Origin of the sequence: Candidatus Poriferisodalis sp., from assembly GCF_965204125.1 — a bacterium.
Taxonomy (GTDB): domain Bacteria; phylum Actinomycetota; class Acidimicrobiia; order Acidimicrobiales; family Poriferisodalaceae; genus Poriferisodalis.
Genome location: NZ_OZ241968.1, coordinates 1,376,549 through 1,391,372, shown reverse-complemented (window position 1 = coordinate 1,391,372; position 14,824 = coordinate 1,376,549). Strand labels below are relative to the sequence as shown.

Below are 14,824 nucleotides of genomic sequence, written 5' to 3'. Positions count from 1 at the left end.
GTGACTGCTCAATCTGATCCCGTCCGCCCTGCTGTCTTCATTCCCGAACGCTTTGAGCGGTTGATGTCGCTCGTTCGGCGAGGGGGTCGATCAAGTTCGGCGATCTTCCCAAATGCGTTCGATCTAGTCTGCTTTGCCGCATCTGTCGGGTTCAGCCGAGATGAGAAGGGCACCATCGCGGTCAACAGCAACGACAAGACCAGCGGCGGCGAGGTCGTGATGAATGTCCCCGACCGTATGGACCGATTGCTCTGCGACATGGTCGCTGTGGCCGATACTGGCGACGACTCGGTACTAGAAACCGGGAGACTTCAAGAGCGACTCGATATCTTCATGGGCTATGCCTGCGGGGGCTTGGACCACTTAATGACTCTGACGACGACCCGGAGCGCGCGAGCCGCGGTTGAAGCCATCATCCGCGGGACCGATCAAGATAGCTCGATTGCCGAACTCAGCGAGTTAATCGACCCAGGCGACAGTACTTGACTCTGCTTCCGTGGCGCGGGGGTTTGCCCATTCACCCCAGCACATCTGAGCACCCCAGTTCAGATGGTCGATCTGCCTTGGATTTGCCACCATCCGCTCTCGTCACGCCGTGCAGCTCCCGCGCTCGCGAGCTGCGCGTATGGCTCAGACCGAGCCTCGGGGATCACCGTACCGTGACCGGACCACGCGATGGCCGTGAAGCGTCAACCCCATCTCTTGAAGCCGCTCCTGCCAACCACGTAGGTTGCCGATCGTTCTGGTATCGCCCCCGAGCAACCCGAACCTCTCTTCTTGGACCGTCAATCGCTCGAACTTGCTCTTGAGCGGATAGTCGGGTCCCACGAAGGTCTCCTTGCGATGAAGAACCGGCGGGTTGTCCGAATCGGAGTAATCGCGTTCGTCGACGTCTAGCGCTCCGATGCGTACGAATGTGGTTCTGCTGAGCACTGGGTGCGGAAGGCGGTCGAAGTCGGGGTATTGGAGATAGGAGACCTTTGGCTTGTCTGTGGCCAGTTTGATGAGGTTGGCACCGTCGACCTCGCCGACGAGCCATCGTGCGCATCCCTCGTAGACACGGAGGACAGGTGGCAGGTCCTGCAGGGCGGACTCGTGAACGTAGAGAGACGTCGGCAATCGCTTGCCGACCGGAGACTGATCAGCAGCCTCGCTGACGAGAGCAGTGTTCCCGGCGCTGTAGAGCAACTCATCAGCATCCGCTGTGGCCTGCTTGTACGGGCCGACGAGTCCTCGCACATCATGGCGCGTGGTCTCCGGAAGCTTGGTGAAGGTTGGGCGCCGGTTGAGTTTCAAGAGTGCTAGTTCGACGAGCAAGTCCTGGCGGCGCTCAGCGGCAACGGCGTCCCAGTCGACATCGGGTGTCACAGCAACGGCGACACGCCACGCCCTTCGGACCGACCCGACAGCGTCCGCGAGCAGCCGTTGTAGTTCCAGTTGTTCCGTCTTGGCCGGCAGCCGCCCACGTTCTCCGAAGAATGCAATGAGTGCGTCGAGTGCTGTTCGGTGCTCGTCATAAATGCGATCGCTGCGCGACACGCGAACCGCGAGACGTCGACGGCGGCGGGTTCGGAGCAGAAAATCGTTGGCGTCTTCCTCAGCCTTGAAGGCGACGAAGATGCCCGGTGCGACCGCGATGCTCTCGACTTCCAAGACAGTGTCGAGCCAGCCACGAAGCTCGCCTTGCCCATAGAACTTCTGGAACGTCCCGTGCGCGGTCACGAACCCGTCCCCGTGGGGGCGGCCATTGGTGAGATTCCGGCGTTCGCTATCGAGCCGGGCAGAGACGACGAGCGCGCGCTCCGACAGTCGCCAAGCGTCAAGCACAACCTTGTGACGTTCAGCCACGTCTGGGATGACGTTGATGACGTAACCGAGATTGACGACGTCAGCCGCCTTCTTCGAACTGTCAGGCCGAAAGTGAGGATCCCAGCCGGCGGCATTGATGCCGGCCTTAGTCAGCTCATCCAAGTCCTCGCCGTAGCCGCAGCCGTAGTCGAAGACTGAGGTATCGGCGTCTACTAGGCCGAGGTCGATAGCGAGGCGAACCGGTCGCGACAGCGCACCGCGGACAATGGCTGTCCGGTGCCGTCGTTCCGTGGCAGCCACAGTCAACGCAGCGCGTCGGAGAGCCGCTGCGTGACCGAGGCCCAGTCGATGCCCATCGGTTCGTGCGACCAAGAGATGCGTAGGGCCCCTTGAGTTCGTTCTGATCCAAGCCCCATCGCGGCGAGCACGTGCGATGGTTCGTAGGAGCTGGACGTGCAGGCGGAGCCGTTGGAGATGGCCACAAGATCACGGAGGATCATCATCGCTGCCTCGGCATCAAGCCCCGGAATCGAGACGTTCAGCACATGTTGGAGCGTCTTGTTCTGGTCGCCGTTGTACTGCGGACAAAGTTGCGAGAGCGCATCGGTGACCTGCGTGCGTTGTATCTGGCACGCGGCAGCGCGACTCGCCTTTTCGTTGGTCGCCAAGCGGCATGCCTCCCCCATCCCGACGACGAGCGGAACTGGCACGGTGCCGGGCCGAAGGCCTCGTTCTTGACCACCGCCAAACATCAGAGGGCTAAGCGGAGGGCGTTGATACCCGCGGCGGCGCGCAACGAGCGCTCCAACGCCCATCGGCCCATAGAGCTTGTGCCCGGACATCGAGATGAGGTCGATGCGACTGTTGCCGAGCCCGTCGAGCTTGCCGTAGGTCTGCGCGGCGTCTACATGCCAGTAGGCCACATGATCGCCGAGCACCACAGCGATCTCCTCTAGAGGCTGGATGACGCCCGTCTCGTTGTTGGCGTGCATGGTGCTGACAACGACTGTGTCCGGACGGAGACGTTTCTCGATCTCCTCGGGGTCAACCCAACCTCGCTGTCCCACGGGGACAAGTTCGATGTCGATGTCGTTGGACTTCGCAATCGAGTCGAGGGGATCGAGCACAGCCTTGTGTTCGATGGCAAGAGCAAGCATGTGTCGACGCCCGCTGTCACGGGCGTGCGGGGCAAGCCCAACCAGGGCCAGATTGTTCGCCTCGGTCGCGCCTGAGGTGAAAATGATCTCCTCTGGCTTGGCCTCACATACTGCGGCCACGTGTGCTCGCGCTGCCTCAACTGCTCGCGAAGCGGCTAGCCCGTACTCGTGCGTTCGGGATCCAGCGTTCCCGAATTCGTCCTCCATGTAGCGGCGCACCACCGCAGCGACTCGTGGGTCGACGGGCGTGGTCGCACAAAAGTCCAGGTAGGCGGCCGTGGTCATCAGCACCCGTTCCCCCAAGTTGGTCTCAGCCTACGATGTGTTGGCAACAGGTAGTTGAGCAACCGTCGCCTCCCCAACTTGGCCTCCGCAACTCGAATGAGGGACCTCATGACCGACACACCTGTCGAAGTGAGGAGCGGCACGGCGCGATCGAACGGTTCTGCATTTGCAGAGCGCGGACTCCGTGCAACGGTTGCGGAACTCGTCGAGCGGGTCAAGGCGCTGTACCGAGCAGACGGAATCCCCTGGGTCATCGGCTACTCCGGCGGCAAGGACTCGACGGCGACCCTGCAGGTCATTTGGAAGGCTCTCCAAGAACTGCCACCTGAGGATCGAACGAAGCAGGTCCATGTCATCACCAACGACACCTTCGTCGAGAATCCCACCGTTGCAGCCTGGGTCCACCGCTCCCACGACGCCATGCGCATCGCCGCGGCCGACCAGGGGCTACCTGTCTCGACGCATGTGCTCTCCCCAGATGTAAACGAGACCTTTTGGGTCAACCTCATTGGACGGGGCTATCCAGCCCCGAACCGCCGGTTTCGGTGGTGCACAGAGCGGATGAAGATCAACCCAACGACGAGGTTCATTCGGTCCGTAGTGAAAGACAACGGCGAGGCAATCATCGTGCTGGGCGCGCGCCGTGCCGAGTCCGCCGCACGAGCTGCTCGGATCGACAAATGGGACGAGCAGTCCGTGCGGCAGAATCTGTCGCCCCACAACGACTTGGCCTCAGCACTGGTGTACCGGCCGATCGTGGACTGGACCGACGATGACGTCTGGCTCTACCTGATGCAGGTGGCCAATCCATGGGGCTTCGACAACAAGCAGCTGCTGACGATGTACCGAACCGCGTCCCCGGATGCCGAGTGCCCCGTCGTGATGGATACCTCGACGCCGAGCTGCGGAAGCTCCCGCTTCGGCTGCTGGACCTGCACGGTCGTCGAGAAGGACAAGTCCATGTCGGCGATGATTCAGAATGATGCCGAGAAGGAGTGGATGCAGCCTCTCCTCGACATTCGCGACCAGCTTGCCGACGCCAGCGACGGCCGCAATCGTCGGGACTTCCGGCGGCTCAACGGTCGGGTATCGCTATTCAATGGCCAGCACGTGCCTGGCCCCTACACCCAAGACGGACGTGCCCACTGGCTGCGGCTCGTGCTGGAAGCCCAGACTTGGGTACGCGCGAACGGGCCAGATGACGTGAGAGAAATCGAACTCATCAACCTCGACGAACTGCATCTCATCCGACACATATGGGTCAGCGAGAAGCATGAACACGAGGATTTGCTGCCCACGATCTATAAAGAGGCAACGGGCGATCCGTTCCCAGGCCAGACGAAGTACGACGACCAGTTTCCATTCGACACCGAGGATCTCGCCGAACTTCGTGAACTCAGCCGATCGGATCTCCAGTACGAACTGCTGCGCGAGCTGGTTTCCGTCGAGCACAGTCACCGCGTCGCCGCCCGCCGAAGCGGCATCTGGGGCGACATCGACACGGCATTCAACCGATCAGGGTTCAGTTCAGCGGACGAGGCAATCGACCTAGTGAGAGCCCTCACGCGCGGTCGCCAGTCCGTCGGTGCCGGTTTGCCGGTCGACTTCGGCACGACGTTGACCGAGGTGATCGAAGGCGGACCTGCCGACGAGAGCACTTGATGCGGCTGCACTCGCTCACCCTCAACAACGTTGGCGTCTACCGCGGCGCGCAGACCGTGACGTTCTCGACTCTCACGACGCAACCGATCACGCTCATCGGGGGCAAGAACGGAACCGGTAAGACATCGCTGCTCGATTCAATCCTCCTAGTCCTCTACGGGAATCGGGCTCGGCGAATCCTCAATGGCATGGCCTATGGCCAGTACTTGCACGGTCTCGTCCATCACGGTGAACGAACGGCCTCGGTCTCCCTCGAGTTCGACCGCGCCGAGGATGGACAGATCGTCCACTATGTCGTTGAACGCAGCTGGCGGCGCACCAGCCGCGGACGGTCCAACGATCGCTTGCTCGTCACGACAAACGGCGAATCACGATCGGACCTCACCGGGGCATGGCCCGAATTCGTCGAAGGCATCATGCCGATGGCAGTTGCTGAGCTCGCAATCTTTGACGGGGAGAAGATCGAGGCGCTCGCGGATCCCGCGTCCTCGACGGAGGTGCTACGTACAAGCATGTTCGGTCTGCTTGGTCTCGACCTCGTCGACCGACTCCGGAGCGACCTGCAGCACTATCGACGTCGCGCCGCCAAGGCGCACGATTCCGAGGCGTCTAGCGATCTTCGGCTCAGGCTAGGTGACGCGGAAGTCGCCCTTGCCGACGTCACCGAGCAGCGGGACGCTGCTGCACAGGTCCTCGACGCGGCACAGAGCCTCAGGTCAGATCTGCAGTCGCAGCTGCAACAGGCAACGGACAGACTCGCCCGAGCCGGTGGTGGTTTGCACGCCGAACGCGAGGCCCTGAATCGCCGACTCGTCGAGTCAGGCGTGGCGGGTGACACCGTCGAACGGGAGCTTCTCGAGCTCGCCGCCAGTGACCTACCGCTGACTCTTGTTCCCAGCCTGCTAAAGGCTGTCACGGCCGCCCGCGACCAGCACGACGCGGCCACTCTTGCTGGCGAGCTTCGCTCCCGGATGGAATCCCGGGATGAACACATTGCGAAACGGCTGGAGACCCAACTCGGCCTCGACAGAGCTGAGGCCACGGCAGTCCGACATCTGTTCAAAGCCGACCTTGACGGCACCGAATCTCCACCACCGCCAACGTTCATCCCCACCCACGATGCGGCGGAGACTTCGCAGTCGCTGCTGCGCAACCGAATGCGTGGACTTCAGGCTGATGCGCGCCGGCTCGTCGACGCTCTCGCCGAACACCACGCTGAGTCAGAACGCCTAGAACGCACACTTGCTGCCGCGCCCACGAACGACGCCATCGCGTCCGTCGTGCAAGACGTCGCCACGATTGAAGCCGAACTCCGTGTCGCCGAGCGATCTGTCGAGAGTGCACTTCTCAGCTTCGGCGACGCGAACCGACGAGTTGAACAGGAACAGCGCGCCGTCGACAATCTCGCTCACGAAATCCTCGATGCTGGAGCGGCAGACGCGAACGCCGCTCGCATCGCTCGTGAAGTCACGGCCGCCGATGAAGTGCTGACTGAGTTTGCCGATCACATGATCCGAAAGCACCTCGGTCGCATCACTGACGCAATCAACTCCTCCCTACGCGATCTGTTGCGCAAGGACGGTCTGGTTTACGGCGTATCGATCGACCCGTCGGATCTGTCCGTCACCCTGCTCGACGAATGTGACCAGCCTCTGGACGCAAAGCGCCTGAGCGCAGGCGAACGCCAGATCATGGCTACTGCCGTGCTTTGGGGTCTGTCGCAATGCACTGGGATGACCCTTCCGACTGTCATCGACTCGCCGGTCGGACGGCTCGACCGGTCTCACCGCACAAACCTCGTAGACCATTACTTTCCCGAGGCGGCTCGCCAAGTCGTTCTCTTGTCCACAGACGAAGAGATCGTCGGCGAGCACCTGACACGTTTGCTGCCCCACATCGGCGCGCAGTATCGCCTCGACTTTGACGAGACCGAAGGGTCCACATCTGTGACGGAGGGCTACTTTGACGACTAGAGGGGTGCCCGTCGATGTGGTCCGCGTGGACGAACGCGCGAAGATCCATCTGACGACGCTTAAGCGCCGCACGGGAATCAAGAACTGGAATGTGCTGTGCCGCTGGGCCCTGTGTGCTTCTCTCGCCGAGGAATCGGCTCCAGCGCAACAAGACATCGGCATGATGTCGAACGTCGAGATGTCCTGGTCAACCTTCGGAGGAGCATCGGCTGACCTCTATGCAGCGCTCGTCCGAGCGCGCTGCGAGGCAGACGGCATTGAGCAGACGCCGGACGCTGTCGCGAATCAGTTCCGGCTGCACTTGCACCGAGGGATCAAGTACCTGATCGGTGATGAGGACACCAAGTCGCTCAGCGGGATGATCTCACTCGCAACGCGCAGCCAGTAGCGAGCACTAGGCGCGGACGCGCGGCGATGCTCAGCAGTCGAGGTTGGGACTGAGGTCGCAGCCGGCCGGGTCGGTCCAGAACACCATGGAGGTGCCCATCGCCGCGTAGACCGCGATGGCGAGCACCAGCCCTCCGACGAACATCCACGTGAACAGCTTGTTGTCGAAGCGCAAGTGCATGAAGTAGGCGACGACGATCTCGAACTTGACGACCATCAGGATGAGCAGCAACGGGACCTCGAGCCGGCCCGGGGGCGCGAAGTAGATCAGCACCTCGGCTGCCGTGAGCGCGGCGAGCAGCAGGGCGACCTTGATGTAGCCGAAGTCGCTCAGGCCGTGGTCATGATCGTCGTGAGCCTCGTCGGCATCGTGGATCTCTTCGGATGCGGCTTCGGTGGCGGTGCTCATCGCTGCACTTCCTACGGGATCAGGTAGACGACCGCGAAGATCACGATCCAGACGATGTCGACGAAGTGCCAGTACAGGCCGATGATCTCGACGGTCTCCGCCCGCTCAGGACCGATGATGCCCCGATTCACCATGGCCCACAGCGTGACCAGCATGATGATGCCCAGCGACACGTGGACGCCGTGGAAACCGGTCAATGTGTAGAAGGCCGACGACGAGATGCTGACGGTGTACCCGAGGCCTTCCCGGTAGAAGCTCGTGAACTCGTACACCTGCCCGGCGATGAACACGGCACCCTGCGCTGCGGTGGTCAGCAGCCACAGCTTGCAGCGCTCCATCTCGCCCCTGGCGATCGCCGACACTGCGAGCACCATGGTGAGCGAGCTCATCAGCAGCACGAACGAACTCACCGAGGTGAACGGGATGTCGAACAGATCGGCCGCTTTCAGCGACCCCTCACCCGACAGCGGTTGACGGTTGCGCAGCAGCAAGTACGTCGAGATCAGCGCCCCGAAGAGCAGGCAATCCGAACCCAGGAAGGTCCACATCGTCAGCTTCTCGTTGGACAGGCTCGTGGTGGGCGGGACGATCTCGTAGTCGTCCCACTCCGTGCGCGGGTAGGCGATCTGCGGCTCGTCGCCTTCGGCCGGTTCGACGGCGGCTGCCGTGCCGGCGGTCGTGGGGGTGTCAGTCACCGGCGGCCTCCCCGTTCGCTGTGCTGGCTGTCAGCACGCCGTTGTGGTCGTCGTGGCCGTCGGGGTCGCCGCCGTGGTCATCGTCGTGGTCGCCATGCCCGTCGTGGCCGTGGCCCGCATCGGGATCGGTGGCTGGCTCGAGGGTCCAGCCGAACATGGAACCGACCAGCAGCAACAGCCCGATGCCGGCGATCCACAGGTTGTAGATCAGCCCGAACCCGATGAGCGGCATGCCCGCCGCCAGCACGATCGGCCAGTACGAGGGCGACGGCAGGTGCGGGTGCTGATCGCCGATCTGGGCGATGTCGTTGCCGTAGGCAACCCGTCGCAGCTTGCCGGTCTCGTCGGGCTGGTATTTCTTGTGCCAGAAGTCGTCGACATCGCTTACCACGGGCACGTAATCGAAGTTGTGCTCGGGCACCGGCGACGGAATGGCCCATTCCAGCGTGCGGCCGTCCCACGGGTCGGCTCCGGCCCCCGGCTCCAGACCCCGGCGGTAGCGCCCCCACGTGCGGAAGATGTTGACGGCCAGGATCACCATGGCGATGAGCATGAAGAAGTAGCCGATCGTGGCGATCTTGTTCCAGAACTCGAAACCGTCGAATTCGCCATAGACGCTGTGCCGCCGGGCCATGCCCTGCAAGCCCACGATGTGCATCGGCCCGAACGTGATGTTGAAGCCCAGGAGCATCAGCCAGAAGTGCCAGCGGCCGAGCCGGTCGTTGAGGTGATAGCCGAACGCCTTGGGCCACCAGTAGTACATGCCGGCGAACATGCCCATGAGGGCGCCGCCCACGAGCACGTAGTGGAAGTGCGCCACGATGAAGTACGTGTCGGTCTGCTGCGTGTCGGCGGGTGCGATCGCATGCATGACGCCGGACAGGCCGCCGATCGTGAACATGGCCACGAGCGACACCGAGAACATCATCGGCACGGTGAAGCGGACCTTGCCGGCCCACATGGTCGCGATCCAGTTCAGGATCTTCACACCCGTCGGCACCGCAATGAACATGGTGGTCGCCGAGAACGCCGCCACCGAAACCGGCCCCATGCCCGAGGTGAACATGTGGTGCGCCCACACGCCCCATCCCATGAAGCCGATGGCCGCGCCCGACAGCACCACGATCGGGTAGCCGAACAGCGGCTTGCGGCTGAACACCGGCAGCGTCTCGGACACCACGCCGAATGCCGGCAGGATCAGGATGTAGACCTCCGGATGGCCGAATATCCAGAACAGGTGCTGCCAGAGCAGCGGGTCGGCGCCCGCGTCGACATTGAAGAAGTTGGCATCGAAGGTTCGATCGAATGTCAACAGGATCAGCGCCACCGTGATGACCGGCAGGGCGAACACCAGCAGGAACTGCACCACCAGGATCATCCAGGTGAACACCGGCATGCGCAGCAGGCTCATGCCCGGGCAGCGCATGTTGATGATGGTCACCAGCAGGTTGATGGCACCCAGCAGCGAGGCGATACCGGCAATCTGCAGGCCCAGGGCGTAGAAATCCATGCCGTGGCCGGGGCTGAAGGTCATGCCGGTGTTGGGCGCATAGGCGAACCAGCCGCCGTCGGCGCCTCCGCCGAGGAACCAGCTGAGATTCAGGAAGATGCCGCCGAAGAAGAAGACCCAGAGGCCCAGCGCGTTCATGCGCGGGAAGGCCACGTCCCTGGCGCCGATCTGCAGCGGCACGAGGTAGTTCGCGAACGCGTTCGCCAGCGGCATGATCACCAAGAAGACCATGGTGACGCCGTGCATGGTGAACAGCTGGTTGTAGAAGTCGGCGCTGATCACCTCGCCGTCGGGTGCCCATAGCTGCAGGCGCACCAGCCCGATCTCGAGGCCGCCGATCAGGAACCAGAACAGCGCGAGGGCGCCGTACATGATCCCGATCTTCTTGTGGTCCACCGTGAAGAGCCACTCGCGCCAGCCGGTTGCGTGCGTGGGGCGGGCGAAGACGCCGGTACGCGGTGAGTCGTCGTGATCGGAGGTGCCGTCAGCCACCTCAAGCTCGGTGCCCGGTGCTTCACTTTCCGGCTGATCGGTGATGATTGCCATCGAGTCGTCCTCCTAGGCCCGTGCGTCGGCGCTCATCGGGGCAGCACCGGCTCACTGCCGAGGGTCTGCAGGTAGGCCATCAGATTGTCGAGGTCTTGATCGGTCAACACCTCGGAGAAGTCCAGCATGCCCTGCTGGTTGTCGGCACGAGCCGGCTTCATGTCGGGCGCGTTGCGCACCCACTCACGCAGCTCGGCAACGTTGAGCTTGAGACTCCCGTCGGGATTGCGCAGGTACTCGCCGTCGGGTCCGATCTGGTAAGTCTCGTACAGCGCTCCGGCAAAGGCCGTACGGCTCATCAGGTTGGTGAGATTCGGCGCGACGCCCGCGAGCAGGTTGGCGTTGCCTCCGGCCGCGCTCTCGTAGGCGCCGTCGACCACGTGGCAGCTGATGCAGTGGGTCTCGAACAGTGCGGCGCCGGCCGCTGCGGCCGATTCCTCAGCGGGCGCCACTTGCGCCGCCTCCGTGCCGTCGAGCTGTTCTTGCCTCCAGCGTTCGAATTCCGCGGGAGTGAGCGCGATGGTTCGCATCTGCATGTTGGCGTGGCTCAGCCCGCAGAACTCCACGCACTCGCCGTAGAAGATGCCCGGTTCGTCGGAACTGATCAGCCACTCGTGAATGCGGCCGGGCACGGCGTCCTTCTTGCCATTCAGCTGGGGGATCCAGAACGAGTGGATGACGTCGTTGGAGTGAATCTCGAGGTTGACCGTCTCGCCGGTCGGGATGACCAAGTCGTTCGCCGTGACGATCTCGTAGAGGCCGTCTTCGTCGAGGTCGTAGCTGAACTGCCACCACCACTGCTGGCCCTCGACCTTGATCGTGGGGCCGTCGCCTTCTTTGGCCAGCGCGAACACCGTCGGCAGCGTGTAGATCGTGAGAAACACCAGCATCGCCGTCGGGATGATCGTCCACGTCAGCTCGGCCTTGCGATTGCCGTGGATCTGCGGCGGCAGGTCGTCGGGGTCGTCGGTGGGCTTGGCCCGGAACTTCACGATGATCGTGACAACTGCGGCAGCCACGAAGATGCCGACGCCGACTGCCATCCAGCCCGACAGGCGCATGAGGCCATCGATGTCGCGGGCTTCCTCCCCGATCGGCTTGGTGGCATCGAGGCGACCGGTGGCGCAGCCCGCCAGCAGCAAACCGAGCAGCGCCAGCACGGCAAGGAAACAGCGTCGAGCAAAGCGAGCGCCCATCACTCGTGCCCTCCGTCGGACTCGCTCATCTCACCTGACCCGCCGGCGCCGTGATCGTCGGACTCGCTGTGATCATCGGCCTCGGCGTGACCGCCGATGTGGTGGAACTCACGCTCGCCGATCACGGCTGAGGTGATGCCCGCGACGATGAGCGCGACGCCGCCCAGCACCAGCATCGACGCCGTGACGGCGCGTCGCAGCTGCGGCTTGGCGTACACGAGGAAGGCGAACGCCAGGATCACCGCCGCGATCACGATGGCTGCATAGCTCGCCGCCGTCTTGCTGACGGTCAGGAAGATGCGCGAAGCGAGCACCACCGGAATGGCGATGCCCAGCGCGCCGTAGAGCGAGATCTCGAACGGCCGCAGCAATCGTGCGCGCTCGACCGCGTTCGACTCTGCATCGGTGGACAGGTGCTCCGCCCATGCGCTCATGGTCCACTCGATGGCGGAGATCAGCAGCAAGGCCACGCCCGCGATCGTGAGCAGGGAGTCGGTCACCAGCCCCACCATGAGCACGCCCATGCCCACCGCCGCCATGATCGGCCAGTACGCCGGGGTCGGACGGTGCTCGTGCGAGTGCTCCCGATCCAGCGAGTCGCCGTCACCCACCGTCAGTGCCAGGGCGAACAGCAGGGCGAAGGCCCCGGCGGCCACGCCCAGCACGATCGTGGCGTACATGACCACGTGACCGGTGCCGTCCATGCCCGTGAGCAGGCCCACTGCCACTGCGGCCGCGGCAGCCAGCGCGATGCGCCCGGCGAAGTACCTGCTGGCGATGCCGACCATCGATCCCCTACTTCACCACGTACACGACGTACCAGGTGGCGGCCCACGCAAGCACGGCGAAATCCCAGAAGAAGACCGCTGCGCCCAGCGGCGTCGAACGGTCGCGGCCCACGCTGCCTCCCAGCGACCGGAGTGTCATCAGGCCCAGGTAGAACATCCCGACAATCAAGATGGCCAGCGAGAGCCCGGTGACCGCGTACGCCAAGGTCGCCCATTCGCCCGAGCCGATCTCGAGCTCCATGCGGTTCAGGCTGAACATCACCATGTTGAAGAAGGCGAGCCCCATCACCAGGGTGAGCGCCATGCCCACCCAGGTATGGCCGCGCTCGCCGCGGCCGCTGGCCCACACCGCCCAGTGCGCCGTGACCACGGAGACCAGCAGGGTGATGAGGGCGTAGACGAGCTGCGGATTCGGCACCGATTGGCCGGCCAGCCAGTCGTGGCCGGGGTCGATGCCCGATGCATGACGGCGCGCCATGTAGTGGCCCAGTGCCCCGGCCACCGCCATGGCTCCGGCCGCGATGGCGAACCCGGTGCCGACGAGCTGGCTGCGGGGGCGCGGCGGCGGGCCGGGAACGCTGTAACGCCCCGGCTGCGGAGCTTCGACGGTGCTCGTCGTGTCCGCCATCAGGCCGGCACCTCCTCCACGGCGCGTTCGGCCGCGGCCCCGCTCCCGTTGAGCCCGTTCCCGTTCAGCTCAGCATCGAGCAAAGGGGTTCCCGAGGTGAGTTCCGGCAAGGCCGCGGCAGGGCCGAGCGGGGGCGGCGAGGGCAGCAGCCACTCGGGTGTCAACCCGTCCCACGGGTCGGCCTCGGTTTCGGCGCCCTTGCGCATGGCCACACTCACGAGCAGGTTCAGCACCACGAGCACCACGCCGACCAGCACGATGACGACACCGACGGCGCCAAGCGCCGACAGGCCTTCAGCGCCCGAACCGTCAACCTGGCTGGCATAGCGAGTGGTCAGCAGCGGCGCGCCATACACGAACTGCGGCTGCTCGGTGAAAGCGCCTGACAGCGTCGGACCCAGCCATGCCACCAGAGCGCCGACGCCGATCGCCAGGAGGCTGGCGAACCCGGCAAGCTCGGACAGCCGCCGACCCCAGATCTTGGGCGCCCACCAGTGCAGCGCAGCCAGCCCGCCCAGCAGCCCTGCGCCATAGATGAGCAGGCTCTGCTGGCCGGTGACCCAGGTGGTGAATCGCAGCGGGGCATTCCCGTCGGTGCCGCGTCCCGCGATCTGCAGCCAGTCCACGCCGGCGCCGATCAGGCCCACCAGTGCGGCGGCAGCGATGAGCGTCCCGGCGCCGAACGCAGCGACCACCGCCGTGTTGGGCCGCGTCAGTGACACTGCGCCGCTGCGAGGCCGCGGCCGGTTGCGGCTCTGCCACAGCGTGAAGCCCAGCAGCGCCAGCAAGCCCGAGACTCCTGCGAGGGCGCCCGCATACAGGCCGACCAGCACGATGCCCTCGAGGCCGTCGACGATGTCGGCGCCTTCGTCGGTGATGCCGAAGTTGGCCCACGCGCCGAAGCCGAAGAGCCCGACGAGCCCCATCGTGAAGTAGAGCGCCAGCGGCTCGAAGACCCAGCGGCGTGCGGCGGCCAGCATGATCTCGGCGACCACGCCGAGCACCGGCACCACGTAGATGAACAGCTGCGGCGTGCGGTACATCCAGTCGATGCGCGACCAGATGCCGTAGTTGCCTCCGAGAAAGCGGGGGCCGTAGCGGTGTTCCACATAGAGAATGACGATCTGGCCGAGCACCACGCCGAGGCTGACCACCAGCATCGACGCGGTGACGAGCGCCGACCAGGCGAACGGCGGGGTGCGGTCCATGTACATGCCCGGCGCACGCATGGTGAGCGTGGTGACGGCAACACAGATCGCCCCGGTGAGCAGCGAGATCACGAGCCCTGCGAGAGCCAGCAGGTGCAGATCCACGCCGTCCGAGAAACCGCCGCCGGGACCGCCGTTGGCGATATAGGCCCCCACGAGCACGCCCGCCGACACCAGCCAGCCCCAGAACGACAGGGCCGCTGCGCGCCCGAAGGCGATGTTCGGCGCCCCCACCTGCAGTGGGACCACATAGATGGCGATGCCCAGGAACAGCGGGATGAGCATGCCGAACACCAGGGCGTCGCGGGTGAACGTGAAGACCTGCACGAAGGAATCGCCGTTGAGGACGGTGTGCCCGCTGGACGAGGCCAGGTCGAAGCGCACAAGCAGATCTGCGATCGCGCCGGCCAGGGCGAACAGCAGCGAGCAGGCGATGAACAGCCGGCCGATGCGCTTGTGGTCGGCAGTGTTGAGCCAGCCGAACGCCGTCGGGTCTTCCGCCGGGACGGCCCCGGCAGTTCCTCCCGAATGCGTCGCTTCGGTAGTGGCGTCGGTCATGCGGCGATGTGGT

13 protein-coding genes are annotated in these 14,824 nt (G+C 64.3%); 4 read left to right on the top strand and 9 right to left on the bottom strand.

The window, feature by feature from the left end; all coding sequences use genetic code 11:
- On the top strand, window positions 1–486 hold the full coding sequence (locus ACOGXD_RS06565) for a hypothetical protein (protein WP_419917082.1): 486 nt from the start codon (window positions 1–3) through the stop codon (window positions 484–486).
- Window positions 487–630: 144 nt separating this feature from the next.
- Here ACOGXD_RS06565 and ACOGXD_RS06560 read toward each other — a convergent pair whose 3' ends face one another.
- Both ACOGXD_RS06560 and ACOGXD_RS06555 read right to left on the bottom strand, forming a co-directional pair.
- The gene (locus ACOGXD_RS06560; protein ID WP_419917368.1) at window positions 631–2,109 is read right to left on the bottom strand and encodes a DNA phosphorothioation-associated putative methyltransferase; all 1,479 of its coding nucleotides are present in this window, start codon (window positions 2,107–2,109) and stop codon (window positions 631–633) included.
- A 2-nt stretch (window positions 2,110–2,111) separates the two neighbouring features.
- The gene (locus tag ACOGXD_RS06555) at window positions 2,112–3,251 is read right to left on the bottom strand and encodes an aminotransferase class V-fold PLP-dependent enzyme (protein WP_419917367.1); all 1,140 of its coding nucleotides are present in this window, start codon (window positions 3,249–3,251) and stop codon (window positions 2,112–2,114) included.
- Window positions 3,252–3,359: 108 nt separating this feature from the next.
- Between ACOGXD_RS06555 and dndC the strand changes: the two genes are divergently transcribed.
- From dndC to dndE, 3 genes are read left to right on the top strand one after another with little or no spacing between them, the layout of a single operon-like run.
- The gene (dndC, locus tag ACOGXD_RS06550) at window positions 3,360–4,913 is read left to right on the top strand and encodes a DNA phosphorothioation system sulfurtransferase DndC (protein ID WP_419917081.1); all 1,554 of its coding nucleotides are present in this window, start codon (window positions 3,360–3,362) and stop codon (window positions 4,911–4,913) included.
- Window positions 4,913–6,886 (top strand): DNA sulfur modification protein DndD, encoded by a 1,974-nt coding sequence (gene dndD / locus ACOGXD_RS06545; RefSeq protein WP_419917080.1) that lies wholly within the window; start codon window positions 4,913–4,915, stop codon window positions 6,884–6,886. The genes dndC and dndD overlap by 1 nt, the downstream gene beginning before the upstream one ends.
- Before the next feature lie 4 nt (window positions 6,887–6,890).
- Window positions 6,891–7,274 carry a DNA sulfur modification protein DndE gene (gene dndE, locus ACOGXD_RS06540; protein ID WP_419917079.1) on the top strand — a complete coding sequence of 128 codons (384 nt, stop codon included), beginning with the start codon at window positions 6,891–6,893 and terminating at the stop codon, window positions 7,272–7,274.
- A 30-nt stretch (window positions 7,275–7,304) separates the two neighbouring features.
- Here the strand turns inward: dndE and ACOGXD_RS06535 are convergent, their stop codons facing one another.
- From ACOGXD_RS06535 to ACOGXD_RS06505, 7 genes are read right to left on the bottom strand one after another with little or no spacing between them, the layout of a single operon-like run.
- Window positions 7,305–7,682 carry a cytochrome C oxidase subunit IV family protein gene (locus ACOGXD_RS06535; protein WP_419917078.1) on the bottom strand — a complete coding sequence of 126 codons (378 nt, stop codon included), beginning with the start codon at window positions 7,680–7,682 and terminating at the stop codon, window positions 7,305–7,307.
- An 11-nt stretch (window positions 7,683–7,693) separates the two neighbouring features.
- Window positions 7,694–8,377: a cytochrome c oxidase subunit 3 gene (locus tag ACOGXD_RS06530; RefSeq protein WP_419917077.1), complete on the bottom strand. Its 684-nt coding sequence runs from the start codon at window positions 8,375–8,377 to the stop codon at window positions 7,694–7,696.
- Window positions 8,370–10,433: a cytochrome c oxidase subunit 4 gene (locus ACOGXD_RS06525; protein ID WP_419917076.1), complete on the bottom strand. Its 2,064-nt coding sequence runs from the start codon at window positions 10,431–10,433 to the stop codon at window positions 8,370–8,372. The genes ACOGXD_RS06530 and ACOGXD_RS06525 overlap by 8 nt, the downstream gene beginning before the upstream one ends.
- 32 nt (window positions 10,434–10,465) lie before the next feature.
- Window positions 10,466–11,629, bottom strand: a complete 1,164-nt coding sequence (gene coxB / locus ACOGXD_RS06520; protein WP_419917075.1) for a cytochrome c oxidase subunit II — start codon at window positions 11,627–11,629, stop codon at window positions 10,466–10,468.
- Window positions 11,629–12,417 (bottom strand): hypothetical protein, encoded by a 789-nt coding sequence (locus tag ACOGXD_RS06515; RefSeq protein WP_419917074.1) that lies wholly within the window; start codon window positions 12,415–12,417, stop codon window positions 11,629–11,631. Before ACOGXD_RS06515 ends, coxB begins: the two co-directional genes overlap by 1 nt.
- 7 nt (window positions 12,418–12,424) lie before the next feature.
- A complete protein-coding gene (locus tag ACOGXD_RS06510; RefSeq protein ID WP_419917073.1) occupies window positions 12,425–13,045 on the bottom strand; it encodes a cytochrome c oxidase subunit 3 in 621 nt (206 codons plus the stop codon).
- On the bottom strand, window positions 13,045–14,811 hold the full coding sequence (locus tag ACOGXD_RS06505; protein ID WP_419917072.1) for a cbb3-type cytochrome c oxidase subunit I: 1,767 nt from the start codon (window positions 14,809–14,811) through the stop codon (window positions 13,045–13,047). The genes ACOGXD_RS06510 and ACOGXD_RS06505 overlap by 1 nt, the downstream gene beginning before the upstream one ends.
- Between the last annotated feature and the right edge of the window lie 13 nt (window positions 14,812–14,824).

What these genes read in the sequence shown, in the direction of transcription:
- ACOGXD_RS06555 (WP_419917367.1), bottom strand. Translation starts at nt 3,251, where the DNA reads ATGACCACGGCCGCCTACCTGGACTTTTGTGCGACCACGCCCGTCGAC.
- dndC (WP_419917081.1), top strand. Translation starts at nt 3,360, where the DNA reads ATGACCGACACACCTGTCGAAGTGAGGAGCGGCACGGCGCGATCGAAC.
- dndD (WP_419917080.1), top strand. Translation starts at nt 4,913, where the DNA reads ATGCGGCTGCACTCGCTCACCCTCAACAACGTTGGCGTCTACCGCGGC.
- ACOGXD_RS06535 (WP_419917078.1), bottom strand. Translation starts at nt 7,682, where the DNA reads ATGAGCACCGCCACCGAAGCCGCATCCGAAGAGATCCACGATGCCGAC.
- ACOGXD_RS06525 (WP_419917076.1), bottom strand. Translation starts at nt 10,433, where the DNA reads ATGGCAATCATCACCGATCAGCCGGAAAGTGAAGCACCGGGCACCGAG.
- coxB (WP_419917075.1), bottom strand. Translation starts at nt 11,629, where the DNA reads ATGGGCGCTCGCTTTGCTCGACGCTGTTTCCTTGCCGTGCTGGCGCTG.
- ACOGXD_RS06515 (WP_419917074.1), bottom strand. Translation starts at nt 12,417, where the DNA reads ATGGTCGGCATCGCCAGCAGGTACTTCGCCGGGCGCATCGCGCTGGCT.
- ACOGXD_RS06510 (WP_419917073.1), bottom strand. Translation starts at nt 13,045, where the DNA reads ATGGCGGACACGACGAGCACCGTCGAAGCTCCGCAGCCGGGGCGTTAC.
- ACOGXD_RS06505 (WP_419917072.1), bottom strand. Translation starts at nt 14,811, where the DNA reads ATGACCGACGCCACTACCGAAGCGACGCATTCGGGAGGAACTGCCGGG.